The organism is Undibacterium sp. CY21W, from assembly GCF_014284265.1.
Lineage (GTDB): Bacteria > Pseudomonadota > Gammaproteobacteria > Burkholderiales > Burkholderiaceae_D > Undibacterium > Undibacterium aquatile.
The window spans coordinates 667,561-692,918 of sequence record NZ_JACOGE010000001.1; the positions used below are offsets into that span (position 1 = coordinate 667,561).

Here is a 25,358-nt window from a genome sequence, read left to right on the forward strand (position 1 = left end):
TTGAGGTCATTCACATCACATCCGTTCAGAAATTTTATGCTGTCGCTTTGTCGTCTTTCAGTACACCGCGACGAATCTGATCGAGCTCGATAGATTCAAACAATGCGCGGAAGTTGCCCTCGCCGAATCCCTGATCGCCTTTGCGCTGGATAATTTCAAAGAAAATAGGACCAATCACTGTTGTCGTGAAAATCTGCAGCAATAATTCGCGCGATGTTTCCGTGCTCTTGCCATCGATCAGAATCCGTAACTTGCGCAAGGCTTCCAGATTTTCACCGTGGCCGGGCAAACGACGATCAACCAGATCGTAGTAAGTGTCTATCGTGTCCTGGAACGCCACGCCACTTGCTTTCATGCCGCTGACCGTCGCATATACATCGTCCGTGCCCATCGCGATGTGCTGTACGCCTTCGCCTTGATACAGGTCGAGATATTCGGCAATCTGTGATTTGTCATCCGAAGATTCATTGATAGGAATACGGATTTTCCCGCAAGGCGATGTCATCGCTTTTGACTTGAGACCAGTGTGTTTGCCGGCGATATCGAAGTAGCGAATTTCGCGGAAATTGAACAGCGTTTCATAGAAATCAGCCCACTCTTTCATGCGGCCGCGATGTACGTTGTGGGTCAGGTGATCGATGTAGGTGAGACCCAGTCCAACCGGATTGGATTCAACGCCCGGAATCGCAACGAAGTCGGCGTCGTAGATACTGATATTGCCGATCGCGCCGGGTTGTGCGCCGTCTTTGCCATGCCAGCGGTCAACGAAATAAATCAATGAATCACCGATGCCTTTGATGGCAGGAATATTTAATTCCATAGGGCCGGTTTTATTGTCGAAACCCCAGGCTCCTAATTCCAGCGCGCGTTTGTAGGCGGCATTCGCATCTTTGACGCGGAATGCGAAAGCGCACACCGACGGACCATGCTTGCGGGCGAATTTCTGTGCAAACGAGTCTTTTTCAGCATTGATGATGAAATTTACGTCACCCTGGCGAAACAGCGTGACATCTTTTGTGCGGTGTCTGGCGATGGCGGTAAAGCCCATGGTGACAAATAATTCACCGAGTGCTTTTGGGTCTGGTGCTGCGTATTCGATGAACTCAAAACCATCTGTCCCCATAGGGTTTTCCCAAGTCTGGAAAGTCATGCGTGTCTCCTGTATTAATTCGTCCGGGTCTGCATCGGCACGTCGTTACGCGTGTTTTGATGTAGATCAAACGAGCAGTATAGTCCGGCAAATGCGCCATTAAATTTCAAAATAACCTAAGGTATTTCTTATTTGAGCAATAATATGTCTTATTTATTTTAAATATTGGCAAATAATGGCTGAAATTCCTCTCGATAAAATTGATCGTAAAATTCTGGCGATCTTGCAGGCCGACGGGCGGCTGACGAATCAGGAGGTGGCAGAGCGCGTGAATCTGTCACCTTCACCTTGCCTGCGTCGTATTAAGCGACTGGAAGAGAGTGGTGTGATACGCAAGTATGTGGCTTTGCTCGAGCCTGCCAAGATTGGTCTGGGTTTGCTGGCGTACGTGAATGTGCGCCTGGAAAAACACAATGATTTGCCCGGAAAGAGTGGCTCGCGGTCGCCACGGGACGATTTTTCTGCATCGGTAGGGCAATGGCCAGAAGTGGTGGCGTGTTACGCGATGACGGGTGAAATGGACTATTTACTGCGCGTGCATGTCGAAGACATGAATCATTTTTCACGCTTCATGATGGAGACCTTATTGCGTCATCCGGCTGTGCTGGATGTGAAATCCAGCTTTGCATTACAGCAGATCAAAGAGACGACGGCCATGCCAGTGTCAGGCACGGCTTGACGGCGAATCAGCGAGTATATGATTCGCCGCGCGGTGACTATTTTTTTTCAGAGTGGTTGCCCATACCCGGCAAGTGTCTGAGCCATTTGACGGCGGCACGGGTATTCGCTTTGATCGAGTAATCAATAGCGGCAACTTGTTCCTGCACGGCTTCTTTCAGAACGCTGACTGCATCGGCTGGCAATAATTTCAGATAGGCATCGGCCTCGCCGTATTCGCGCTGGATTTCCATGCCTGCTTTCTTGGCGATATGAATCATCGTCTGATTTGACGACAGACAATGCATGTACAAGGTATCTACATCGGCATTGCGACAATGAATCGCGCCGCGTTCGAACAGTTTGGCGCCAACGCCTTTACCGCGTGCTGATTTGGATACCGAGACACCAAATTCAGCGACCGTATCTTTATCGGTAGCCTCATCTTTTTCGCTGCGCGGCGCAAATGCCAGATGACCGACGCCGACCAGCCGGAAGTTACGGCTCAGCACACCGAATACTTTATCCCGGGAAAAGTCCAGACCATTAACATACTTTTCTATCATGGGATCCGGCAGATAGGTGCCAAAACGCAGTAAACGATCACTTTCTTCTAATGCCAGAAAATGTTTGAGTATGCGATGCCGGTCTTTTTCAGACAATTCTTTGACGTAGACAGCAGGCTTGTTGCTGCCGGAATGTTCATTGAAATTAATGGGGAAAATATCGGTAGGATTCATGACATGTCCTTACTGCAAATAGAATTTGTGCAGTGCACAAAGCATTGTAGGCGATCTGTTCTGATTATTCCAGAAAACATTGTCAATGTGAGAGTGGAGTCTGTTTTTTAATCTGTTGCACCGCCGCAATTCTGGCGTCGCGTATGGCTTCCGGGATGCGTTTGGGCTGATCTTTACAGAGCTGTGCAATTTCACCGCCATTCACTTGCTGCGCTGCATTCAGTGCCCGTTCTAAAAACGCAGTTTGTGGAAATTCTGTGTTTTCAAGGCCCGCACGACCAAAACAATCACACTCGGCCGCCCGCAGCATGTCGCTAAAACGTTGTGGTTTACGGAACGCATCATTGCGGGACAGAAAATCGAGGATAGTCGACGCACGCATTTCAAACGCACGCCCAACATTGCCATGATCGCGCGCGGTCATGTAAGCCAGATCGCGGCAATCTGACGGCACTTTCAGGCGTTGGCAGACGATATCGACCAGCCTTGCGCTACGCTCCTCGTGACCGTGGTGTTTTGGCCAGAGTTCCGGCGGCGTAGTACCTTTACCGAGATCATGCATCAAGGAAGCGAACCGGATCGGCAGCGAATACCCCTGTTGCGCCGCATAATCGACGACTAGCATGACATGAACACCGGTATCAATTTCGGGATGATGTTTTTCCGGTTGCGGCACGCCCCACAGCGCATCCAGTTCGGGCAGTAATCGTTTCAGAGCACCGCAGGCGCGCAAGACTTCAAACATACGCGATGGTTTGACCTCCATCAGACCGCGCGCCAGCTCTTGCCAGACGCGCTCTGGCACCAGCGCGTCGACTTCCCCGGCTGCCACCATTTCTTGCATCAGCGCATTGGTTTCGTCGGCAACGGTAAAGTTGTGCGGCGGTAAGGCGAAGCGCGCAGCAAAGCGCGCAACCCGCAGTATGCGCACTGGGTCTTCCGCAAATGCGGCAGAGACATGTCGTAATACGCGTCGTTGCAAATCCTGCTGACCACCAAACGGATCGGTAATCTGGCCGTTGCTGTCTTGCGCCATCGCGTTCACCGTCAGATCGCGTCGGATTAAATCCTGTTCCAGTGTGACATTGGCATCGGTGTGAAAAACAAAGCCTTTGTAGCCGGCTGCGGTTTTACGTTCGGTACGTGCCAGCGCATATTCTTCGTGGGTTTTCGGATGCAGAAAAACCGGAAAATCTTTACCCACGGCCTGAAAACCATCCCGGATCATTTCTTCCGGTGTACTGCCGACGACGACATAATCCCTGTCCTGTACCGGCAATCCCAACAGTGAATCACGGACAGCGCCGCCGACGATATAGATTTGCTTCGTACTCATTTTGGGGGACGGGCATCATGCCAGGGGGCAGATTCTGTTTCGGCCCTGGCTTCCAGTATCCATTGCGCTACGGCCGGGTGTGCGCAGACTCTGTCTGCATAAGCTTCCAGCGCTGGCGCTAAGGAAACGCCGTAGGTTTTAAAGCGCGTGACGACTGGGGCGAAATACGCATCAGCGATGGAGAATGCGCCAAATAAAAATTCATGGGCGCCAAAACGTGCGAGGCAATCTTCCCAGATTTCGCAAATCCGGCCTATATCCGCCTGCGCGCCAGGTGTATGACCTTTGCCATGTAAATCAGCCCGGATATTCATCGGCATGTCAAAACGCAACGAAGAAAATCCGGCGTGCATTTCAGCGCAGATGCTACGTGCAAATGCACGCGCGGCCGTGTCTTCCGGCCATAAATTTAATAAAGAAAACTGTTCGGCCAAAAACTCGCAAATCGCCATCGAGTCCCAGACGGTAATATCGTTGGCGATCAGCACCGGCACTTTTCCGGCCGTCGAATATTCTGAAATTTTTGCTGTGGTATCAGGCTGATCCAGATGTATGCGTATCTCTTCAAATGGAATACCAAAGGCTTTCATGGTTACCCATGCGCGCATGGACCACGATGAGTAATTCTTATTGCCTATCACCAGCACCATACGGGAACGGCGTTCATCCATCAGTGCGGCCAGCGCGGGAAGCATTTCAGTATCTTGCATTGTTCGTAGACTCTTCAGGTATTTCGGCATCATTGGCAGACATGCCTTTGGGCACGACGATGCCGAGACGGGCTTTCAGCGATTGTGGTTTTCTCTCGAACAATGCCGCGTAGTAGGTCGCATTGGACAAGACATTTTTGACGTAACCACGGGTTTCTGCAAACGGAATGGTTTCCGCAAAAATGGCGCCTTCAACTGGGCGCGTCAGCTTTGCCCGCCACGCGCGCGGACGCCCTGGCCCGGCGTTATAGGCGGCGGACGCCAGTGCCTGTGAACCACCCAGATCGGTCAGCACCATATTGAGGTAATTGGTACCGAGAGCAATATTCGTATCGATATCATTGACCTGTTCCGGCACGAAATTACCCAGACCAATTTTTTTGGCGACGTAGCGGGCCGTCGCTGGCATGATTTGCATCAATCCCGATGCGCCGACATGCGATTTCGCATGCATAACGAACCGCGACTCCTGACGGATCAGACCATACACCCACGCCATATCGAGTCCGAGCGCCTGCGTGGTTTTGTACATGCTGTCGTTGAACGGCGTAGGGTAGCGCTGGTTGAAATCGAATTCGCCCCGGGTGCGGTCAGAGGTATTCACCATGCGATCCAGCATATTGTTTTTACGCGCCAGTTCTGCGGCGGCCAGATGCTGCCGCTCTGTCATTTTGCGTAATTCCCAATTCCATTCCCGCGTGCCTTCGAGCCGCAGATTCATGGAATAAAATTTCAGCGCACGTTGCAAATTCGGATTGCGCTCCACCGCCGCCAGTTCTTCGGCAGTGACGGGTCTGGAAGTCAGAGGCACGCCGACTTTCTGACCGTTTTCTTCCAGCGCGAGTTGGCCGTAGAAGTGAATCTGATCTGCGATACTGGCAAATAACTGCCGCGCTTCTTCGTTTTTGCCTTCGGCTTTCAGTGCGCGTCCCAGCCAGTAAATCCAGGCCGGTTCATTTTTCAGTGAGGCAGGCATCAGCGCGATTGTTGTCTTAACGATTTTCCAGTCGCCTTCACGCAATGCAGTACGCACCCGCCATTGGTAGGCTTCCTGCGACAAGGTGGCGCCATCCGCGCGTACCCAGTAAGCCAGCGCTTCCGGTTCTAATTTCAGCGCCGACTGTAAGGCAATTTGCGCCCACGCATTCGCGCGCTCGCTGTCGTTGAGTTTGGCGCTGAAGCGGGATAATTTTTCTGCCGCGTCTTCGGGGTCAGACTTTGCTGCGCGACCCAGCGCGATGACGAACAACTCTTTGGAAATCCGGTTATTTTCCGGCCCGGTTTTTAACAGACTCGCAGGTTTTTCCAGTGCCGCGCTCAGCTTTTTTTCCGGCAAATCCAGCAGTTTCCCCAAGCGTTGTGCCAGCGGTACGGCACCGTATTCTGCCGCCATGCGTATCTGTGTCCACAAATCCGCCTGACTGAGCTGGCCATTTGCTGCCAGATAGCTCACCAGACTGTAACAGCCCTCGCCATAATCACGCGGCGCGTTCAGCAAGGCTTTGGCGTCGTTGGCGACTTTCTGCTGCTTATATGCTTTTGATAGCAGGGCGTAACAGCGCAACTGATTATCGTCAGCCACCACAAACTGCGGATATTGCTGATCAAATAAATCCCATTCGCCGCGCTTGCCTAACAAAGATAACCAGTCATTGCGCAAGCGGTCTGCGATGGCGCTGCCTTCGTATTTGCTGATGAATTCGCGGAATTCCGTATTCGATGCCCGCTGCAGATGTGAGCGAAGGCGGTAGTAATCGACATACGAGGGAATTTCATATTGCGCGAGTGCCGGCGCATGTTGCTCGGCACTTGCCGCATCTTCATGCAAGCCTGCATCGCGTAAGGCCATGAAGCGATCATCATCATTGATGAAACTCTTTTTGGGAGAGGCCGCATACGCACTGGGTAAAACACTCAAACCTGCTAAGATCATGAGGCTACATTGCGCTAATTTATTTTTCACAGACATCTTTGCATCGCTATCAAAATCTATTTCTGACAGTATGACACAGCCACCTCTGAGCGGACACACCAGCCTCGCAGAACTTAACCAGAATCGCAGTGCTTTGCGACGATATTTATTAGATTGCCGTCGTCAGCTTGACGCAGCTGTACGCCAGCAATGGGACGCACAAATCGCAGATCATTTAATGGCGTGGTGCCGTCAGGAAAAACCCGCCAGTCTGGCCGTTTACTGGCCGATACAGGCTGAGCCTGACTTGCGTTCCTGCTACGCCGCGATTGCTGGAATGGGCATACAACTCGCATTGCCCTGGGTCAGCGCGAAAGAGGAACCTTTGCGCTTTCTCGCCTGGTGCGAAGGGGATGCGATGCTGACGGATGATTACGGCATTCCTTTACCGGCGCAACGTAATCATCTGGTGACGCCAGCTGCATTGCTGATTCCCTGCGTTGGTTTTAATACCGCCCGCTATCGTCTCGGTTATGGTGGTGGTTATTACGACAGAACGCTGCCCGGTCTGCCAGATGCGGTCAGCCTCGGCATCGCCTACCAGTGCGCCTGCGCCGACTTTGCGCCGGGTGAACACGACATTCCTATGACGCAGATCATGACCGAAACCGGATGTCTGGCTTGAGTCAGTTGGTGTAACAGAGGTAATTTAGGCGTTTTATGTGCTTTATATACTCCCGGGGAGTATATATTTACCCCCTTATTTTTCGCTGACAAGAGCATGATTTTGATAAAAAAGAGGGGGAGTATGCTAAAAATCGGTGTTTTTTTATGATGCGGGAGTATTGATCCGATATCAAAACAGGGAAGATAAGGGCGCAACAATAAGCTGCATTGATACGCCCCGCGATGCGATCAGCAATGTCGTTCTTTAAAACCCCAGCGCCTTACCATCTGGATTGCGGGAATCAGAAAAGCCGTAAAACACGCCATCGCTGACTTGTATGGTCTGGGTTTTTCCTATCACCGGTGCCTGTTTCAGATTCTGGCCTTTGTCTGTCAGGATTTTTAAGGTGTCGGCGCTGATGCCTTTTTCAAAATAAAGCTGATCCGGCATCCATTGCTGGTGAATGCGTGGCGCTATCGTTGCTTCGGCGACGTTCATGCCGTGGTCGATCACATTTAAGATCGTTTGCAGCGTGGTGGTAATGATGCGGCTGCCACCGGGGCTACCTGTGACCAGAAACGGTTTGCCATCTTTTAAAACGATGGTCGGGGACATGGAGCTTAGCGGGCGCTTACCTGCCTGTATCGCATTAGCGGCGCCGCCGATGAGTCCGAACGCATTCGGTACGCCAGCCTTGACGGAAAAATCATCCATTTCATCATTCAACACGATGCCAGTGCCGCTGGCGACAATGCCGCTGCCGAAATTCAGATTCAGGGTGTAGGTCGTTGCGACAACGTTGCCGAATTTGTCGGCCACGCTGTAGTGCGTAGTCTGGTCGCTTTCATAGGCTTGTGGTTGGCCTGGCTTGATTTCTGCCGAAGGCGTGGCGCGCTCAGGATTAATTTTTTTGACGAGTTCATCGGCGTAGCTGCGCGCAGTCAGTCCTTTTTTGGGGACGGTGTAGAAATCCGGGTCGCCCAGATATTCGGAACGGTCGGCATAAGCGAGCTTCATGACTTCACTGAGTTGATGTAAGGTCAGCGCGCTGTTGGCACCTTGCTGTCTGAGCGGGTAGTGTTCCAGCATATTCAGCATCTGGATGATATGCACACCGCCAGAGCTGGGTGGCGGCATGGAAACGACCTCGTAGCCGCGATAATTGCCTTTGACTGGCTGGCGCTCTATCGCCTTGTAATTCTTCAGATCGCTGGCGCTGATAAAGCCTTGATGCTGCTGCACTTCGGCGACAATTTTCTTTGCAATCTCGCCTTCGTAAAATGCTTTGGAACCTTGTGACACTATCAGTCGCAGCGAATGCGCAAGGTCTTTTTGAACCAGCTTTTCACCGGCCTGCAATGGTCGTCCATCTTTGAAAAAAATCGCCCGGCTGGACGGCCATTTTCCAAGATGCTCACGTTCGGCCTGCAACAAGGTGGCCAGATAAGGCGTGACGGTGAACCCTTGTTCCGCCAGACGGATCGCGGGTGCGACGACATCTTTCAGTTTCATGCTGCCGTATTTGCTGAGCGCGAGCTCCAGACCGGCGACGGTGCCGGGCACGCCTATCGCCAGATGGCTGTGGGTGGAACTGCCGGGAATAACGTTGCCGCTGGCATCGAGATACATGTCTTTGTGGGCTTTTTCCGGCGCGCTTTCACGAAAATCGAGGGCGATCTGTTTTCCGGAACGACTATCGTGAATCAGCATGAAGCCGCCGCCGCCGATATTACCGGCATTCGGCAGCACAACTGCGAGAGCGAATCCGGTGGCGACTGCCGCATCGACAGCGTTGCCACCTTGCGCGAGTATTTTTACACCGACTTCACTGGCCAAAGCCTGTTCGGTCGCGACCATACCTTGACGACTGCTGACCGGGCTGATGATGGGGAAATTGGTATCGTAACGGATGTTCGCCGCGATTTGCGCCTGTGCGGGGAGTGGGCTGATGGTGAGGCTGACGGCGAGACTGATAGCGAGGCTGAAACCCGTGAAGCTGGCTGCAATGAATGGCGTCAGCCCCGATTTTTTCTTTAGTAACACGCGAATTCTCCGTGATGTCATGTCTGGTGTGCGTTGCATAATGCGCAGCCGACAGTGTATCTGCTTAGTCTGGCGACGAATATATTTCTATCGCATATCGATAGGTGATTTGCACGTGGGTCGTGTGCGATTGACGGGCGATGCGGCGCTCTTGTGCGGATGTGTAAAGAGAGTAGGGGAGCTCAGTCCAGAGCTATCGTCAAAATAAAAAAGCCACCTCGTAAGGTGGCTTTTCAGCGGTAAAACGAAATGAATTCGCGAGAATTATTTCGCTTCAGTACCGGCTTCAGCTTCAGCAGAAACTGCGCCTGCTGGTACCGTTGCGATAGCGATAGTGATATCACCACCGTGTACAACAGCTGTTACGCCTTTTGGCAGTTTCAGACCAGATGCGTGGATAGATTGACCAGCTTCCAGTTTGGACAGGTCAACTTCAACGAATTCTGGCAGATTTGCTGGCAAGCAGGATACATCCAGCTCAACTGCTACGTGGCTGATGACTGCGCCAGAAGTTTTTACTGCTGGGGATACGTCAGCGTTCACGAAGTGCAGAGGCACTTTAACGTGGATTTCTTTATTTGGATCAACGCGTTGGAAATCAGCGTGCAATACCAATTGTTTGTATGCGTGGACTTGGAAGTCGCGCAACAGAACTTTTTCTACTTTACCGTCAACTTCCAGATCCAGAATAGAAGAATGGAATACTTCTTTTTTCAATGCATGGTACAGCGCATTGTGATCCAGAGTGATAGCGACTGGTGCTTCTGTGCCGCCGTAGATGATGCCAGGTGTTTGGCCAGCATTGCGCAGGCGGCGGCTCGCTCCGGTCCCCTGTTCTTTGCGTGCAAATGCGATAACTTTCATGGTGTTACTCCAAAAAATGCAAAACGGTTTGTCGTTTTGCGATAAAGAATCCCCGCGACCAGGGATTCATAAAAAAGCGCCGTCAGATAAAAGACAGCGCCGAAACTGGTACAAATTAATCCGTGAACAGGGAGATAACTGATTCGCCTTTGGTGATACGGCGGAAGGTTTCTGCCAGCAAGCTGTCGCAAGACAGTTGACGGATTTTCGGGCAGGCGCGTGCTGCCTCGGATAATGGAATCGTGTCCGTCACCACCAGCTCGTCGAGCGGTGATTGGGTAATGCGCTGGATGGCCGGACCGGATAATACCGGATGCGTGCAATACGCCAGCACTTTCTTGGCGCCACGTTCTTTCAATACTTCTGCTGCTTTGGTCAGCGTACCTGCGGTATCGACCATGTCATCCATGATCACGCAGTTACGGCCTTCGACTTCACCAATGATGTTCATGACTTCTGACACATTGGCTTTCGGACGGCGTTTATCGATAATCGCCAGATCGCAGCCGAGGCGTTTTGCCAGAGCGCGGGCACGTACCACACCGCCGACGTCCGGGGAAACAACCAGCAGGTTGTCATAGTTTTTCGAGACCAGATCGCCCAGCAAAATTGGCGACGCGTAGATGTTATCGACCGGAATGTCGAAGAAACCCTGAATCTGATCGGCATGCAAATCCATGATCATGATGCGGTCAACGCCGGCTTCTTCCAGCATGTTCGCGACCACCTTGGCAGAAATCGCGACACGCGCTGAGCGTGGGCGGCGATCCTGACGGGCGTAACCGAAGTAAGGAATGGCTGCTGTAATGCGACCAGCAGAAGCACGTTTGAGTGCATCGACCATCAACATGATTTCCATCAGGTTGTCGTTGGTTGGAGCACAGGTGGATTGTAAAACGAAGACATCTTTACCACGGACGTTTTCATTAATCTCGACCATCACTTCACCGTCGGAGAATTTTGAAACATCTGCTTTACCTAGAGGAATGCCCAGTTGTTTGACGACTCCAGCTGCTAATGCCGGATTGGCATTGCCAGTGAAGACCATCATGTTGTCATTTGCGCGCGCGTTTGCCATGGCGGGACCTATTGGCTGAATTTTTTGAGGACCTGATTTATTTGCATAGACTTTTTGCAAAAAAATCAAAAGTAAAAACTAAAAAAGCCGCCGCAGAATCTATGCGGCGGCTTTAATTTTAATGGCAGGGGAAGAAGGATTCGAACCTTCGCATGCCGGAATCAAAATCCGGTGCCTTAACCAGCTTGGCGACTCCCCTACTCAACCGTTTGTCTGTCGTCCAGAATCGACCGCTATTTTAGCGTCAAATCGGCATCAGACCAAATCTTTTTTACTTCTGCTTCATTCATCCATAGGATGGCGATTCAGTGCTTTTGCTTTCCACGATGTCCAGCGTTCAGGCATTTGCGCTATCACTTTGTCTGCTGCCGATTCGTCGGCAAAAGCACAAAAAACACAAGATCCTGATCCTGTCATCTTCGCGTTTCCGAATTGTGACAGCCATCTAACCGCTTCGTCAACCTCAGGAAACATTGCGCAGGCAACTGTTTGCAGATCGTTTTTCCAGAACATTTCTGCATTGCTGGAAAAGTCCGCTATTCTGACGATCTTACTGTCTCTTGTCAACTCCTTTGCCGAAAAAATTGCAGGTGTCGGCACTTGCACGCCGGGTTCGATGACGACGAACCAGCGTTCCGGCGTCTGAATTGCCTGCAATTCTTCACCGACGCCTTCCGCAAAAGCATTTTCGCCAAAGATAAAAAACGGTACATCGGCACCGAGCTGCAAGCCCAGCGACATCAGTTCAGTTTTACTCAGACCTGTGTGCCACAACTGGTTTAGTGCCATCAGTGTGGTGGCTGCATCGGAGGAACCGCCACCCAGTCCGCCACCCATAGGCAGAATTTTATGCAGTGTCAGATTCGCACCAAGCTGACATTGCGTTTTGTCTTGCAACAGGCGCGCGGCGCGCACGATCAGATCGGTGCCTGCCGGCACACCGGGAATATCGTTGGAGCGGATGATCTGACCATCGTCGCGAACTTCAAAGTCCAGCGTATCGCAACGGTCTATCAGTTGAAATGCGGTTTGCAGCAAGTGGTAGCCATCGGCGCGCCGACCAGTCACATGCAGGAATAAATTCAGTTTGGCGGGAGCCGGACAGGCAAGGAGTCGTTGCGTCATGGGTTCTGTGGCGCTTCAATAAAAATGTTCAGGGTTACTTCGCCGGCACTCGTAGTGTAGCGATTTAAATCAATGCGCTTGGGGGAATTTGTCGATTCGTGCCAACTCGCGTAGCGGATATTCCAGCCGTCGCTGCTGATGGTCTGATCGCTGGCTGTCAGCGCGGTTCTGCTGCCATCAGACTGACGGATAAAGCCTTGCAGCCAGTCGCGCATCCCAGACACCGGTAGCGGCCAGCGCAGAGCATCGGCAAGTAGCTGATCCAGATTGTCGGCCTGTTGCGGCATTTTGCCTTCCTGTTCGAGTAACGCGCCACGCTCGTTCTGGGTGATTTTGGCGATCGTTTGTCCAACCGGAGAGAACAATGTGATCTGCAAGCTGTTGCCGGTTTGTTCCCACTCGAAACTGCCGGGCAGGTTTTGCGGTTTGTTGTTGTGTTCGTAGCGAACGGAGATTTTACCGCTCAGGTGTATGGTTTCCTGATAGCTGCGGCTGACGCTGTGCAGTCGTTCTGCACTGTTTGTTGTTGCTTGTGGAAGGCTGCTGCAGGCACTGCTGAGAAGCGCGCCGGATAAGCCTGTCAGAAGCATGAAAATGCGGGAGTATCTGTTCATGATGCTCTGGAGCCCTTTATTTTATTGGACTATATTAAAAATAATGCATATACCCCACCAGAGTATATGCATTATCTGAAGGTCTTGACTGAGCGCTTACAGCTTCACATTCAGGCGTTCCAGCGTATTTTTCAGGGAAGTGTTTTTCGGGTCTTTGGTGCGACCTTCACGCCAGATTTTGCGTGCCGCATCTTTCTGACCTTGCGTCCATAACAGCTCGCCAAGATGGGCGGCAATATCGGTATCGGAGCGCAATTCATAAGCGCGGCGCAAGGCTTTTTCTGCGTCATCAAATTGCCCGAGGCGGAATTTCACCCAGCCTAAACTATCCAGAATGAATGGATCATCCGGCGATAATTCGTTTGCCTTTGCGATCAGTGTCAGCGCTTCATCAAGGCGGATATTTCTGTCGGCAAACGAGTATCCGAGCGCATTGTAGGCATGCTGGCTCTTTGGCTCAATGCTGATCACACGCCGTAAAACCTGTTCCATTTCTGCATACTTTGATTGTGATTCGAGCAGCATTGCGTAGTCGTACAGCAGGTCTGCATTATCCGGATGGGTTTTGATCGCGTTTTGCAGAACCTGATCGGCTTCTGCTGGCAGACCGCTGTCGCGCAGAATTTGCGCTTCGGTTTGTATGATCTGCAGTTGTTCAGACGGATTTGCCGGTTTGAGGTCTTTCAGCAATTGTCGCGCACTGTCGAGCTTGCCATCACGGGCATATAAGTTTGCCCGACGCATCTGTACATTAAACCATGCAGAATTGCGGCCATCAAAGGATTCAACCTTGCTCAGCCATTCTTGTGCGGCTTTGTAGTCCTTGCGTTCGAACGCGATTCTGGACAGATTCAGCAGCACTGGCGTGGTGTCGCGGTCTTCACCTTTGGTTTCGACGATTTTCAGATGCTGCATGAAATATTCTTCGGCTTGTTGCGGCTGTTTTTTCTCCATCGCCAGCAAACCTAGTGTGTAAATCGCGCTCAGATCATCGGGTTTGTCGCGCAAAATATGCTCAAACTCGACACTGGCTTTGTCCAGCTGTTTTAAATCGATCAGGATACTGGCGTAGGCCAGGCGGACATCGCGCGCATCCGGATTTTTGGCTAGAAATGCCGCCATCGCTTTGGCGGCATCTTTTTGCGAGGATGCCTGCGCGATGGTGAGTATCGCCAGTTGCGAATCGGTTTTGGTTTTCAGAACCAGTTGCGCTTCTTCAACGGCACGTTTGTTGTCGCCTTTGCTGTAAGCGCCTTGCGCCAGCGCCAGATGGGCTTCCGGCAGCGATTTGTAGGGCGCTAAGGTTTCTTCCAGAACGTCAAATGCGGCATTTTTATCACGTCCGCGTGCCAGCAGACGCTGGGTTTGCAACATGATGACGCCGTATTGTTTCGGGTCAGCTTCTTTGAGCTTTTCTGAAAACACTTTCTGGATTTCGGCCAGATTATTATTCATGACCATGAAGCCCAGATAATACTGGGTCGCTTCATTTGAGTTTGGTGCCAGTTCGCGCCACAGACGGATTGCTGCCAGCGCTTCGCCGGGTTGTTTCGCACTCAGGGCGATTTCCGCTGAACGCTTTGCCAGACGCGGGTCGCTGGTTTGCTGAGCGGTGCTCATCAGAGTGATATACGCCGCCTGCCAGTTACCGCGTTGGTACGCGATTTCTGCTGTCAGTATTTTGTATAACAACTCGTCTGTCAGGGCGACCGCAGGCAGTTTATCTTTGTTTTCGACAATCGCCGGGCTGGCGCCGTTCAGATCCTGATCGGCAGACAGAGCCGCTTTCGCTGCATCGCTGACATGATGGGTGTCTTCGGATTTAAAATTATGTAACCCGCCGATGCCGGCACAGGCAGACAGCAGCGCGGCGCAACTGAGGTAAGCCGCCGGACGAAGTACGGATACAATAGATGTGGTGACAAATGCAGAGATAGTTTTCAAGACGAACCCGAAATGAACTGTGGATGGCTGATTTTACGCCGAAGTAGCCAACGCGTGGGAGCTGACACGCCTGACCCTGTTTCAAATTGTATATGGCGACGACTCATGTTCATGCACATGAATGCCGCTTTACTTTCTGAACTCTGCAAAATTAGAAACTTCATTGATATAAAAGTTCCAGACTATGCCCGAATTACCTGAGGTTGAAGTGACACGTCGTGGCGTTGCGCCCCATTTAACCGGGCAGCGGGTGACCGCTGTGATCATGCGGCGCGCTGGCTTACGCTGGCCTTTTCCCGCAGATTTACCTGCTTTGCTGACGGGGCACACCATACTTGCGACAGGACGGCGCGGTAAATATCTGTTGCTCCATTTTCAGCATGGCACGCTGCTGATTCATTTGGGAATGTCGGGGCATTTGCGTATTTTGCCAGCGACAACGCCGCCAGAAAAACACGATCACATTGATATCATCGTCGGCGGGCAGGCGTTGCGGATGACGGATCCGCGTCGTTTTGGCGCGGTACTCTGGCATGCCTTGGCGGATGGGGATCTTGATCATCATGTCTTGCTGAAAAATCTGGGTGTTGAACCGCTGGAAGATCAGTTCAGTGCAGAATTGCTGTTTCGCCAGACCCGGCAGCGCAGTGCTGCGATCAAGCAGGTATTGCTGGCAGGCGATATCGTGGTCGGCGTTGGCAATATTTACGCATCGGAAAGTCTGTTTAAAGCAAAAATTAACCCAAAAATTCAGGCAAAACGCATCAGCCTTGTCCGTTATCGTTTGCTGGCCGAGGCGATTCGCGAAACCTTGGCCGCAGCGATAGAGCAGGGCGGCAGCACCTTAAAAGATTTCGTCGGAGTTGACGGACAAAGCGGCTATTTTCAGCAAAATTACTTCGTCTACGATCGCGCAGGTGAAGATTGCCGACTTTGCGGGCATACTGTGCGCAAAATATTGCAAGGGCAACGCAGCAGCTTTTATTGTCCGCATTGTCAGAAGTAAATTGCATAGGACTGACGCAATACCGCACCAGCAGCGTTATGACTCGTGGCCGTGCTATTCGGTTGTCTTCATCGCCATGGTGTAGCCAGGGTTTCAGGCAAGATGTTGCCTGCTGGCGAAACGGACATTGCTTACCAGCGATGTTTCCCAAAGCAAAAAAACTTTTTAGCCTGGCTAGCACAACTTTGCGTAAATCCTGTGGCATTTGTGTTTCGAATTGTGAGTGAAAGCTGGATTTACGGGTATTTTTTCGTCCATCCATATATACTTGAACGAATAAGAAATTAACCGAGGGAAACATGAGCAATCTGGTCCAAAAATTCCAAGAATACAGTGAGTGGCGCAAGGGAGTTGTACGTGCACTTGAACAGTATCGCGCCTGGACGAATGGATCGGATATGGCCGATACGGCGACAGACCAGCGACTTGCGCGCCTGATGGAACGTCTGGTTGACGATAAGTTGTCGATCGCTTTTGTGGCGGAATTTTCGCGCGGTAAATCTGAATTGATTAACGCGATTTTTTTTGCCGATTATGGTCAGCGCATTCTGCCTTCTTCAGCAGGGCGCACGACGATGTGTCCGACAGAATTACTGTATGACGACACGATTCCGCCATGTATACGCCTGTTGCCGATAGAGACCCGCGCAGAGGCGCAGTCCACCAGCGAATACAAAGGTCAGAGCCACGTCTGGAAAGTGCTGCCGCTGAATATCAGTTCCGGTGATGGCATGCTGGAAGCATTCAAGCAAGTCAGTCTGACCAAGAAAGTCAGTATCGAGATGGCCAAGCAATATGGTTTGTTTGATGAAGATGACCCGGATGCCGCGCTGGAAGTTGACGAAAACGGCATGGTGGAAATTTCTCAATGGCGTCATGCCATCGTGAACTTCCCTCATCCTTTATTAAAGGAAGGCCTGATCATCGTTGATACGCCGGGCTTGAACGCGATCGGTACCGAGCCTGAACTGACACTGAATCTGATTCCGAATGCGCATGCCGTCTTGTTTATTCTGGCAGCTGATACCGGTGTCACCAAGAGTGATATTGATGTCTGGCGCAACCATATCGGTGGCGGGCCAGGACGCATGGTCGTACTGAACAAGATCGACAGCATGTGGGACGAGTTGCGCACACCGGAAGAAATTGAAAAACAGTTGTCGCGTCAGGTGACTACCGTTGCGCATACGCTGGCGATTGAAGAAAAGCAGATTTTTCCTGTGTCGGCACAAAAAGGGCTGGTCGCCAAGATCAACAAAGATGCGCCTTTACTGGCGAAAACCCGCTTGCCTGCACTGGAATACGCGTTATCGAAAGAGTTGATTCCGGCTAAACAAGACATCATCCGCGCCCAACTGGAATCCGATATCCATGAAATCGCTGCTACGCAACAGGCCATCATTTCATCGCGCGGCCGGAACGTCGTGGAGCAGATGCTGGAGCTCAAAGGTTTGCGTGGCAAAAACATGAATGTGATCGAACACATGATGAAACGTGTCGACGCAGAGAAAAAAGAATTTGATGCGAGCCTGATCCGTATGCAAGGAACACGTTCCGTCTTTACTCGCCTGTCGACCGAGGTCTACACCAATCTCGGCATGGATATTTTGCGAGAAGAAATACGCAAGACCCGTGAAGCGATGGAAAAAAGTTATTTGTCGCTGGGCTTGCGCGAGTCAATCAAACACTTCTTTGCGCAGGTGCGCCTGAATCTGATTGAGTCCAATAAAAAGACGGATGAAATATCAGAAATGATGGTCGTGATGTACCGTAAATTCTCGACCGAACATGGTCTGGCCTTATCCGCACCGATGCCGTTTTCTCTGGATAAATACATCAAAGAACTGGACGCAATCGAAGTCGTATATCAGAAACAATTTAACGCGACGACCATGTTGACGAACACCCGTGTCGCCCTGATGCGTAAGTTTTTCGATTCTGTTGCGGCGCGTGTAAAGCAAAACTTTTTACAGGCAAATAAAGATGTGGAAGCCTGGCAGAAAGTGGTGATGGCACCGTTAGAAGCGCAAATCCGTGAACACAAAAATCAACTGAAAAACCGCATGCAGTCGATACAACGGATACACGTTGCGACCGATAGCCTGGAAGATAAAATTGCCTCATTCGAAGCGCTGCAAGCCGAGGTGGATGCACAGAAGCAGGGTTTGCAACAGATGCAGGACAATTTGAAAGCAGCATTGAGCGCAGACTTGAAAAACCTGAAGGTCGCGGCATAAGTCGAGAATTAATGAAACGTCGTATTCCGGCGGCTGCGGCCGCCAATTTTATTCACCCTGAATTTGTTGATCCCGATTTTTCTGCAACGGTGATACGGTGGCAGAAACAACATGGCAGACATGGATTACCCTGGCAGCAAAGCCGCGAAGCCTACCGCGTCTGGTTATCCGAAATCATGTTGCAGCAGACGCAGGTGAGCGCGGTCATTCCGTATTACCAGAAATTCTTACAAAGTTTCCCCACCGTCTTTGATCTTGCCGCCGCACCCGCTGAAGATGTGATGGCGCACTGGAGCGGACTCGGCTATTACACCCGCGCCCGCAATCTGCATCAGTGCGCAAAGCAAGTTGTGGAAAAATATCAGGGGCAGTTTCCCACGGATCAGGCCTTGCTCGAACAATTGCCGGGCATAGGTCGTTCCACTGCCGCCGCGATTACAGCATTTTCCTATGGCACGGTGGCGGCCATTCTCGATGGCAATGTCAAACGTGTCTTTGCGCGGGTATTCGGTATTGCCGGTTACCCTGGTACCAAAGTTATCGAAGACAGTATGTGGCAACGTGCGCTCGCGCTGTTGCCGGAAGAGGGTGTTGAATCGTACACGCAAGGTCTGATGGATCTCGGCGCCACCTTGTGTACCCGCAGCAGCCCTGCTTGCGGGCGTTGTCCTTTGCAGGCACGCTGTGTTGCTTTTGCCGAAGGCCGTACCGCCGAATTACCCACCCGCAAGCCGAAGAAACAAGTAAAAGAAAAGCGCGCTGTGATGCTATTGCTGCTGGATCAGAATCGGGTTTTATTAGAGCGGCGCCCTGACAGCGGCATCTGGGGCGGCTTACTGTCATTGCCCGAAGTTGACGGCATGCAGGAACATATCGCGACTGAGGATGATGCTGGCAAAGCAGGTACGACTTTCAAGGTGAAGACACCAGCCTTGCTGGCGCTGACTGCGCGATTTGGCGAGGTTGAAATCCGTCGTGAATTACCGGTGATTGAGCATGTATTCACACATTTTAAATTGCATATTCATACAGTGGTGGCCGAGCTGACGCAACATGCACCACAAGTGGCTGACGCCAATTATGTCTGGCTGGATTTGAAGCAGGCGGCTGATGCGGGCCTGCCAGCGCCGATCAAAACTTTGCTGAACTCCTTAGCGCAAGCGGAGTTGCAGCTTTAATTGTTTGTCGCGGTTTTGTCACTGAGATGATTCATTGCCACTCGAGGCAATCGCGAACTCATCCTCTTATCCGTGGTTTTCGTCACTGATTTCGTTGTTTTGTCGCAAGACGGACTTTTTATATATTGTTCGCTTTACACTACGCTCCTCGATATTGTTTATTCAGGAGACCACCTTGCGAAAGCATATTTTCCTTGCGGTTTTTGGTATTTTTTCAGTCGGTGCGTCGTTCGCCGCTGATACCGTCACCAGCCCCTGCCGTTTACCTGAATTTCCTCAGGAATTACGATGCGGAAAAGTTCAACGGCCGTTGAATCCGGCGGAGCCGGGCGGTAAAAAAATCGATGTGCATTACGTTGTATTGCCTTCGCAGGATAAAAATAAACTGCCTGATGCCGTGTTCTTGCTTGCCGGTGGGCCGGGGCAGAGTGCGATCAGTCTCGCCAGCTTTGGGCAGGCCATGTTGAGTCGTTTAAATAAGCGACGTGATCTGGTCTTTGTCGATCAGCGTGGTACCGGGCGCAGCGCCTCGCTGGCTTGTCCTGAACTCGAAAATTCACCAGACGTTGCCGATGACGTGCAGATGCAAAAGCAATCAGACGCTTGTCTGGCGCGTTTAAAAACCTTGCCGCACGGTGATCTGCGTTTTTACAGTACCAGTATCGCGGTACAGGATATTGAAGCGGTGCGCAAGCAACAGGCGTACGACAGAATTAATCTGGTCGGTGCTTCGTATGGCACCCGCGTAGGTCTTGAATTTGCCAGACAATTTCCCCTTTCAGTGAAGCGCATGGTGCTCGATGGTGTGGTGCCGCCGGACATGAGTCTGCCCGCCGCGGATGCGCAGCTTGCATTGGATGGTGTGTTTCAGGATTGTGCCCGGCAAGCATCGTGCAACGCGGCTTATCCGGCGTTGGCACAGCAATGGAAAAGTTTAAGCGCGCGTATGCCGCAATCTGTCAGTGTCACGCATCCTCGCCTGGGTACACCGTTGAAATTCAATATGACGCATGACGTTCTTTTGAGTCTGGTGCATAAGACCTTGTATGCACCGACGACGCTCGCCGGTTTGCCGTATGCGCTGACGCAGGCAGGTCAGGGCAACTACCAGCCGCTGGTTACTTTGAGTGGCGCTACGAATCTGCCCGGCCCGGCAGGAATTAATTACGGCATGCATTTTTCGGTCTGGTGTTCCGAGATATTTGCGCGCCCCTTAGCTCCTCCTAAAGATGAATTTGAAAAGCTGATGACGGATATGTATCAGCGCACTTGTAAAAACTGGCCACGCGCCAGTATTCCGGCGGAATTTTTCTCGATTCCAGCAGCACAGTCACCAGTCATGTTGATGAGCGGTGGCATCGATCCGGTCACGCCTATACGGCATGGTGCAGCCGTTGCGAAAGCATTGGGTTCGCAGGCCGTGCATATCACGATAGAGAACGCTGGTCATGGTTTGCTGGCGCAAGGCTGCGTGCGGGATGTGGTTTATCGTTTTCTGAACGCCAAAGAAAATACCGATGCGCTGAAAGTTGATAGCAGTTGTGTACGTCAGATTCCACGCCCATTAGCGTGGCAAGCTCTGCAAGCCGGAAAGGAAGTGCAGCCATGATTATCGTCAACGATTTACATAAGACCTTCGTCAGACAAGGAAAAGTCAACACAAAAAATATCACCGATATTGCGCGATTGTTGGGGCTGATGAAGAAAAAAAATGAAGTTGTGAATGCCGTGAACGGTGTCAGTTTTACTGCGCAGGACGGCGCGATTACTGGCCTGCTTGGCGCCAACGGTGCCGGTAAAACGACTACCTTGCGCATGGTCGCCGCCTTACTGAATCCTGATCGTGGTGACATTACGGTCGATGGCATCAAGGTGCAGGCGGGCGTTTCATCAACGCAATCGCAGATGGGCGTGTTATCCGATGCGCGCGGCTTGTATCCGCGACTGACGGCTCGCGAGAATATTCACTACTATGGTCTGTTGCATGGCATGTCCGCAGAGCAGGCGGCACAGCGCACCGAGCAACTGTCGCACTGGCTGGAAATGGGCGCGTTACTGGACAGACGTACCGATGGTTTCAGTCAGGGCGAACGCATGAAAACAGCACTGGCACGGGCATTGGTGCACGATCCCAAAAACATCATTCTTGATGAACCTACCAATGGTCTGGATGTCGTGGCGACACGCGCGTTGCGAGAATTTTTGCGCTGGTTGCGTTCTGCCGAAGGCGGCGGCAAATGCATTATTTTTTCCACCCACATCATGCAGGAAGTGGAACGTCTGTGTGACGATGTCGTCATCGTGGCGCAGGGGAAAAATGTTGCGCGCGGCACCGTTGCAGGCTTGTTGCAACAGGCAGAAGAAAACAATTTTGAAGATGCCTTCGTGAAGCTGGCATTTTTGCAGACCGAAAATGTGACGATTAATGTGACGATTAATGTGACGACTAATATGACGATGGGAGCGCGCGGATGAAAGAGATGTTAACGATTTTTCGCAAAGAGATAAAAGATGCTTTGCGCGACCGCCGCACGTTGATGACGGCCTTGCTGAGTTCCCTGCTTGGCGTTCCTCTGATGCTGTTTATTTTCTCGACTGTGTTATCGCAGGTCGAATCACAGGAAGAGAAACGCACAGTGCTGGCAGTTGGTATCGAATATGCGCCGCAACTGGAAAATTTCATTTTGCGGCAGGGATATCAGATCAAAGCTGCTCCGGTGGATTATGAGGCCAAATCACGTAGTAAAGAGCTCGATCAGCCGGTGTTACTGGTGCCGCAGGATTTTGAAAAGAAACTGATGACGGGCGATAAAGCCATTCTCGAAGTCGCGTATGACAGTAATAATCGTCAGGCCGAATTCGGCTTGCGACCACTCAAGCGTTTGCTGGAAGCCTTCACACAGGAAACCACGCTGATGGGCTTGACCATGCGCGGCATTTCTACAGAATTATTGCAACGGATTGAGGTCAGGGAACGTCGTTTGCAAAAGCCGGAAGAACGCAAAGCATCGATCACGGAAATGCTGCCGATGATGGTATTGATGGCGATTATCATCGGTGGCATGTATGCCGCGATTGACACCACCGCGGGTGAACGTGAGCGCGGCTCGCTCGAACCGCTGATGATGAATCCGGTCAGCGGCTGGCAACTGGCGATAGGCAAATGGGGCGCGGTAGCGGCGGTAGGAATGGGAGTGGTGGTGTTGACGATCTTCAGCTTTTTTCCGTCGCAGTGGCTGATTAAAAATGATACTTTGCGCGCCGAATTTCAATTCGGTATCAAGGATGCGATTGGTTTTCTGATGGTGCTGTTGCCGTTGGCGGCAAGCATGGCGGCGTTGCAGATCGCGATTGCGCTCGATTGTAAAAGCTACAAAGAAGCGCAGGTTCGCAATCAGATCGTGACCATGTTCATTCCGTTCGTCAGCCTGATTCCGATTTTGTTCCCGGGGCGTGAGCCGGCCTGGTTCAAATGGGTGCCGGTGCTGGCGCAGAATCAGATGATGAATCAGGTGTTAAAAGGCGAGGTGCTGCACCCGCTGACGATTGGTATGGCGCTTGCCACCTGCGTTCTGATTACCGTGATTTGTCTGATGTATATTGCGCAGAAAATGCGCAAGGTAGTGATGGTGTAACGCGTATTTTAGCGATACTCCCCCCTTATTTTTAAGAAAACCCCGTTGATGTCCTTATGAATAAACGGGGTTTTTATATACTCCGGGGGAGTATATTTTTGCTAAAAATGCTCAGTGCAGCCTGCGGTGTCTGACCAGCACCTGTTCTGACTGCTGAAAATGGCGGCTCAGTTTTTCTACCATGTAGACCGAGCGATGCTGACCGCCAGTACAACCGATGGCGATAGTCAGGTAACTGCGATTGTCGTCTTTGAACGACGGTATCCATTTCGTCAGAAAAGCCAGAATATCGGCATACATATCCTGCGCCATGGCCTGATTGTCCAGATAGTCAACAACAGGGGCATCACGCCCGGTCAGCGGACGCAGCACCAGATCGTAATGAGGATTCGGCAGCATCCTGACGTCGAAAACATAATCAGCATCAAGCGGTACGCCGCGTTTAAACGCAAATGATTCAAACATCAGCGTTAATGGCGCATGCGGCATGTCTATCATGTTCTTGACCCAGCTACGCAACTGATTGGCGCTCAGGTCTGTCGTGTCGATGACATGGGCTAAGGCCTGAATTTCGGCCAGAATTTCACGCTCTTCTTCTATGCATTCAATCAGGCTCAATTTCTCGACACAAGCATCTTCCCGGATCAGCCGGTGCGACAGCGGATGGCTGCGCCGCGTTTCTGAAAAACGGGCGACCAGCGAATCAGTGCTGGCCGTGAGAAAAAGCATTCTGACTTCGTGTCCGGCCTTCGATAAAATCTGCTTGGTCTGCAGGACGCCGGTCAGCTGGCTGGCGCTGCGCGAGTCAATCGCAACCGCCACCAGCGGTTCATTCGATAAAGTTGTGATTAATTCCGGCAACAGGCTGGGCGGTAAATTATCGACGCAGTAATAGCCCGCATCTTCCAGTACATTCAGCGCGACCGATTTTCCTGAGCCGGAAATACCGGAGATCAGCAGGATTTGCATGTCAGTCTCCCGCCTCCATTGCGCGGCGCTGGCGTTCCATGAAATCTTCCAGTGTATTAATACCGCGCAATTGCAAGATCGTATTGCGTACCGCTGCTTCCAGCAAAACGGCGATGTTACGACCCGCAGCAACCGGGATCACGACTTTGCGTATCGGTAGTCCCAGCACATCTTCGGTTTGTGAATCGATAGGCAGGCGTTCGTAATTTTCTTCGAGTGTGCTGCGGCGAACCAGATGTACTATCAGTTTCAGCCGCATTTTGCGGCGTACTGCTGTTTCACCGAAAATTGTTTTGATATCGAGCAGACCCAGACCGCGGACTTCCAGCAGATTTTGTAAAAGCTCAGGGCAGCGGCCTTCTATCATGTTCGGCGCAATGCGGGAAAACTCAACCGCATCGTCCGCCACCAGACCGTGGCTACGGGAAATCAATTCCAGACCCAGCTCGCTTTTACCTAAACCAGATTCACCGGTAATCAGTACACCCACGCCGAGCACGTCCATGAAGACGCCGTGCATGGTGATTTTCTGTGCCAGTTTTTTCGACAGATACACGCGCAGATAATCGATCACCTGCGCTGAAGGATAAGGTGTGGAAAACAGGGCGATGTTGTTATCGTCACAGGCAGTCAGAAATTCCGGCGGAGAATCGAGTCCCTGTGCGACGATCAGTGCCGGCGGCTCACCGGCCACCAGTTCCCGGAAAAGATTGGCGCGGGATGCACTGGATAAACGTTCAAAGTAGGCTAACTCTTGCGGTCCAAGTACCTGAATGCGACCCGGATGAATCAGATTTAAATGGCCAACCTGATCCGCAGACGAGGCTGCATCGCCGATGATTTGTTTATCGGCACCTGCAAAGCCGGCGAACCAGCCGAGCTGCATGATGTCGCGATTGTCATCGTAAATTTTTTGTATCGTTAATTCAGTGAGTAAGGGCATGGATAAGCAATAAAAAAATCAGACGACAACAAAATGGTGTGTCAGGAAACGGCGGAAACGTCCGGACGCCAGGCGAGAATTTTTTCGTGCACGACGCTGGCGCTGGCTTCTGCGTTTAATTCGTCACGGAAGCTTTCATTCGACAACATTTCGGCAATTTCTGACAGTATTTCCAGATGTTGTTGCGTCACATTGTCTGGCATTAACAGGAAAATCAGCAGTTTGACAGCCTGCCCATCCGGTGACTCAAACGGAATGCCGTCTTTCAGTCTGACTAATGCTGCGATCGGAGTTTTCAAACCCTTGATGCGTCCGTGCGGGACGGCAACGCCGTGCCCCAGACCGGTGGAACCTAAGCGTTCGCGCGCAAACAGATTATCGGAGACAGTAGAACGGGCGATGCCGCAATTATTTTCAAATAACAGGCCTGCTTGCTCGAATGCACGTTTTTTACTGGAAATTTCCAGGTCCAGCAGTACGTTGGCGAGGGGAAGAATTTTTGCGATATTCGTCATAGTGCAAGATCGGGTTACAGCAGAGGGTTTGGTGT

General features: G+C 51.6%; 22 protein-coding genes and 1 tRNA gene. 8 read left to right on the top strand and 15 right to left on the bottom strand.

Features of this window, described 5'->3' with window-relative positions:
* Positions 1 to 34 precede the first annotated feature (34 nt).
* Positions 35 to 1,150 (bottom strand): 4-hydroxyphenylpyruvate dioxygenase, encoded by a 1,116-nt coding sequence (hppD, locus tag H8K29_RS03015; protein WP_186884701.1) that lies wholly within the window; start codon positions 1,148 to 1,150, stop codon positions 35 to 37.
* A gap of 175 nt (positions 1,151 to 1,325) precedes the next feature.
* Between hppD and H8K29_RS03020 the strand changes: the two genes are divergently transcribed.
* Complete coding sequence (locus H8K29_RS03020; RefSeq protein ID WP_186896329.1) at positions 1,326 to 1,829, top strand: Lrp/AsnC family transcriptional regulator; 504 nt, start codon at positions 1,326 to 1,328, stop codon at positions 1,827 to 1,829.
* A gap of 37 nt (positions 1,830 to 1,866) precedes the next feature.
* On the opposite strand, the gene H8K29_RS03025 is transcribed toward H8K29_RS03020, so the two are convergent.
* From H8K29_RS03025 to H8K29_RS03040, 4 genes are all read right to left on the bottom strand, one after another.
* Positions 1,867 to 2,547 carry a GNAT family N-acetyltransferase gene (locus H8K29_RS03025; RefSeq protein WP_186884703.1) on the bottom strand — a complete coding sequence of 227 codons (681 nt, stop codon included), beginning with the start codon at positions 2,545 to 2,547 and terminating at the stop codon, positions 1,867 to 1,869.
* Positions 2,548 to 2,629: 82 nt separating this feature from the next.
* A complete protein-coding gene (locus H8K29_RS03030) occupies positions 2,630 to 3,883 on the bottom strand; it encodes a multifunctional CCA addition/repair protein (protein WP_186896330.1) in 1,254 nt (417 codons plus the stop codon).
* Entirely contained in the window at positions 3,880 to 4,593 is a 714-nt protein-coding gene (locus H8K29_RS03035) for a glutathione S-transferase family protein (protein ID WP_186896331.1), read from the bottom strand. The genes H8K29_RS03030 and H8K29_RS03035 overlap by 4 nt, the downstream gene beginning before the upstream one ends.
* Positions 4,580 to 6,526, bottom strand: coding sequence for a lytic transglycosylase domain-containing protein (locus H8K29_RS03040; protein ID WP_255423230.1), 1,947 nt, complete (start codon positions 6,524 to 6,526; stop codon positions 4,580 to 4,582). The genes H8K29_RS03035 and H8K29_RS03040 overlap by 14 nt, the downstream gene beginning before the upstream one ends.
* A gap of 70 nt (positions 6,527 to 6,596) precedes the next feature.
* Between H8K29_RS03040 and H8K29_RS03045 the strand changes: the two genes are divergently transcribed.
* Complete coding sequence (locus H8K29_RS03045) at positions 6,597 to 7,190, top strand: 5-formyltetrahydrofolate cyclo-ligase (protein WP_255423231.1); 594 nt, start codon at positions 6,597 to 6,599, stop codon at positions 7,188 to 7,190.
* A 246-nt stretch (positions 7,191 to 7,436) separates the two neighbouring features.
* Here the strand turns inward: H8K29_RS03045 and ggt are convergent, their stop codons facing one another.
* From ggt to H8K29_RS03080, 7 genes are all read right to left on the bottom strand, one after another.
* Positions 7,437 to 9,146, bottom strand: a complete 1,710-nt coding sequence (ggt, locus tag H8K29_RS03050) for a gamma-glutamyltransferase (protein WP_370527134.1) — start codon at positions 9,144 to 9,146, stop codon at positions 7,437 to 7,439.
* A gap of 333 nt (positions 9,147 to 9,479) precedes the next feature.
* A complete protein-coding gene (locus H8K29_RS03055; protein WP_186884708.1) occupies positions 9,480 to 10,079 on the bottom strand; it encodes a 50S ribosomal protein L25/general stress protein Ctc in 600 nt (199 codons plus the stop codon).
* 115 nt (positions 10,080 to 10,194) lie between these two features.
* Positions 10,195 to 11,157, bottom strand: a complete 963-nt coding sequence (locus H8K29_RS03060) for a ribose-phosphate pyrophosphokinase (protein WP_186884709.1) — start codon at positions 11,155 to 11,157, stop codon at positions 10,195 to 10,197.
* A gap of 122 nt (positions 11,158 to 11,279) precedes the next feature.
* A tRNA-Gln gene (locus tag H8K29_RS03065) sits at positions 11,280 to 11,356 on the bottom strand.
* 83 nt (positions 11,357 to 11,439) lie between these two features.
* Positions 11,440 to 12,282, bottom strand: coding sequence for a 4-(cytidine 5'-diphospho)-2-C-methyl-D-erythritol kinase (gene ispE / locus H8K29_RS03070; protein WP_186896334.1), 843 nt, complete (start codon positions 12,280 to 12,282; stop codon positions 11,440 to 11,442).
* Positions 12,279 to 12,896 carry a lipoprotein insertase outer membrane protein LolB gene (gene lolB / locus H8K29_RS03075; protein WP_186896335.1) on the bottom strand — a complete coding sequence of 206 codons (618 nt, stop codon included), beginning with the start codon at positions 12,894 to 12,896 and terminating at the stop codon, positions 12,279 to 12,281. Before lolB ends, ispE begins: the two co-directional genes overlap by 4 nt.
* Before the next feature lie 96 nt (positions 12,897 to 12,992).
* Positions 12,993 to 14,840: a lipopolysaccharide assembly protein LapB gene (locus H8K29_RS03080; RefSeq protein WP_186896336.1), complete on the bottom strand. Its 1,848-nt coding sequence runs from the start codon at positions 14,838 to 14,840 to the stop codon at positions 12,993 to 12,995.
* 184 nt (positions 14,841 to 15,024) lie between these two features.
* Between H8K29_RS03080 and mutM the strand changes: the two genes are divergently transcribed.
* The 6 genes from mutM to H8K29_RS03110 all read left to right on the top strand — a co-directional run bounded on the left by mutM (position 15,025) and on the right by H8K29_RS03110 (position 22,896).
* Complete coding sequence (mutM, locus tag H8K29_RS03085; protein WP_186896337.1) at positions 15,025 to 15,846, top strand: bifunctional DNA-formamidopyrimidine glycosylase/DNA-(apurinic or apyrimidinic site) lyase; 822 nt, start codon at positions 15,025 to 15,027, stop codon at positions 15,844 to 15,846.
* Positions 15,847 to 16,145: 299 nt separating this feature from the next.
* Positions 16,146 to 18,083, top strand: a complete 1,938-nt coding sequence (locus H8K29_RS03090) for a dynamin family protein (protein ID WP_186884714.1) — start codon at positions 16,146 to 16,148, stop codon at positions 18,081 to 18,083.
* Between the two features lie 11 nt (positions 18,084 to 18,094).
* Positions 18,095 to 19,261 (top strand): A/G-specific adenine glycosylase, encoded by a 1,167-nt coding sequence (mutY, locus tag H8K29_RS03095; protein WP_186896338.1) that lies wholly within the window; start codon positions 18,095 to 18,097, stop codon positions 19,259 to 19,261.
* A gap of 175 nt (positions 19,262 to 19,436) precedes the next feature.
* On the top strand, positions 19,437 to 20,870 hold the full coding sequence (locus tag H8K29_RS03100; protein WP_186896339.1) for an alpha/beta hydrolase: 1,434 nt from the start codon (positions 19,437 to 19,439) through the stop codon (positions 20,868 to 20,870).
* Positions 20,867 to 21,736 (top strand): ATP-binding cassette domain-containing protein, encoded by an 870-nt coding sequence (locus H8K29_RS03105; RefSeq protein ID WP_186896340.1) that lies wholly within the window; start codon positions 20,867 to 20,869, stop codon positions 21,734 to 21,736. The genes H8K29_RS03100 and H8K29_RS03105 overlap by 4 nt, the downstream gene beginning before the upstream one ends.
* 5 nt (positions 21,737 to 21,741) lie before the next feature.
* Complete coding sequence (locus H8K29_RS03110) at positions 21,742 to 22,896, top strand: ABC transporter permease (RefSeq protein ID WP_186896341.1); 1,155 nt, start codon at positions 21,742 to 21,744, stop codon at positions 22,894 to 22,896.
* A gap of 111 nt (positions 22,897 to 23,007) precedes the next feature.
* Here H8K29_RS03110 and rapZ read toward each other — a convergent pair whose 3' ends face one another.
* The 3 genes from rapZ to H8K29_RS03125 are packed head-to-tail and all read right to left on the bottom strand — an operon-like array spanning position 23,008 to position 25,323.
* Positions 23,008 to 23,865, bottom strand: coding sequence for an RNase adapter RapZ (gene rapZ, locus H8K29_RS03115; protein WP_186896342.1), 858 nt, complete (start codon positions 23,863 to 23,865; stop codon positions 23,008 to 23,010).
* A 1-nt stretch (position 23,866) separates the two neighbouring features.
* Positions 23,867 to 24,808 carry an HPr(Ser) kinase/phosphatase gene (hprK, locus tag H8K29_RS03120; RefSeq protein WP_186884720.1) on the bottom strand — a complete coding sequence of 314 codons (942 nt, stop codon included), beginning with the start codon at positions 24,806 to 24,808 and terminating at the stop codon, positions 23,867 to 23,869.
* A gap of 41 nt (positions 24,809 to 24,849) precedes the next feature.
* On the bottom strand, positions 24,850 to 25,323 hold the full coding sequence (locus H8K29_RS03125; protein ID WP_186884721.1) for a PTS sugar transporter subunit IIA: 474 nt from the start codon (positions 25,321 to 25,323) through the stop codon (positions 24,850 to 24,852).
* Positions 25,324 to 25,358 lie beyond the last annotated feature (35 nt).

Bases quoted from the DNA above. Each gene is read 5' to 3' on its own strand.
- rapZ (WP_186896342.1), bottom strand. From the start codon at position 23,865: ATGCAAATCCTGCTGATCTCCGGTATTTCCGGCTCAGGAAAATCGGTC.
- H8K29_RS03030 (WP_186896330.1), bottom strand. From the start codon at position 3,883: ATGAGTACGAAGCAAATCTATATCGTCGGCGGCGCTGTCCGTGATTCA.
- lolB (WP_186896335.1), bottom strand. From the start codon at position 12,896: ATGAACAGATACTCCCGCATTTTCATGCTTCTGACAGGCTTATCCGGC.
- H8K29_RS03055 (WP_186884708.1), bottom strand. From the start codon at position 10,079: ATGAAAGTTATCGCATTTGCACGCAAAGAACAGGGGACCGGAGCGAGC.
- H8K29_RS03110 (WP_186896341.1), top strand. From the start codon at position 21,742: ATGTTAACGATTTTTCGCAAAGAGATAAAAGATGCTTTGCGCGACCGC.
- hppD (WP_186884701.1), bottom strand. From the start codon at position 1,150: ATGACTTTCCAGACTTGGGAAAACCCTATGGGGACAGATGGTTTTGAG.
- ispE (WP_186896334.1), bottom strand. From the start codon at position 12,282: ATGACGCAACGACTCCTTGCCTGTCCGGCTCCCGCCAAACTGAATTTA.
- H8K29_RS03020 (WP_186896329.1), top strand. From the start codon at position 1,326: ATGGCTGAAATTCCTCTCGATAAAATTGATCGTAAAATTCTGGCGATC.
- hprK (WP_186884720.1), bottom strand. From the start codon at position 24,808: ATGCCCTTACTCACTGAATTAACGATACAAAAAATTTACGATGACAAT.
- H8K29_RS03060 (WP_186884709.1), bottom strand. From the start codon at position 11,157: ATGGCAAACGCGCGCGCAAATGACAACATGATGGTCTTCACTGGCAAT.
- H8K29_RS03090 (WP_186884714.1), top strand. From the start codon at position 16,146: ATGAGCAATCTGGTCCAAAAATTCCAAGAATACAGTGAGTGGCGCAAG.
- H8K29_RS03045 (WP_255423231.1), top strand. From the start codon at position 6,597: ATGACACAGCCACCTCTGAGCGGACACACCAGCCTCGCAGAACTTAAC.
- H8K29_RS03025 (WP_186884703.1), bottom strand. From the start codon at position 2,547: ATGAATCCTACCGATATTTTCCCCATTAATTTCAATGAACATTCCGGC.
- mutY (WP_186896338.1), top strand. From the start codon at position 18,095: ATGAAACGTCGTATTCCGGCGGCTGCGGCCGCCAATTTTATTCACCCT.
- mutM (WP_186896337.1), top strand. From the start codon at position 15,025: ATGCCCGAATTACCTGAGGTTGAAGTGACACGTCGTGGCGTTGCGCCC.
- H8K29_RS03035 (WP_186896331.1), bottom strand. From the start codon at position 4,593: ATGCAAGATACTGAAATGCTTCCCGCGCTGGCCGCACTGATGGATGAA.
- H8K29_RS03105 (WP_186896340.1), top strand. From the start codon at position 20,867: ATGATTATCGTCAACGATTTACATAAGACCTTCGTCAGACAAGGAAAA.
- H8K29_RS03040 (WP_255423230.1), bottom strand. From the start codon at position 6,526: ATGATCTTAGCAGGTTTGAGTGTTTTACCCAGTGCGTATGCGGCCTCT.
- H8K29_RS03125 (WP_186884721.1), bottom strand. From the start codon at position 25,323: ATGACGAATATCGCAAAAATTCTTCCCCTCGCCAACGTACTGCTGGAC.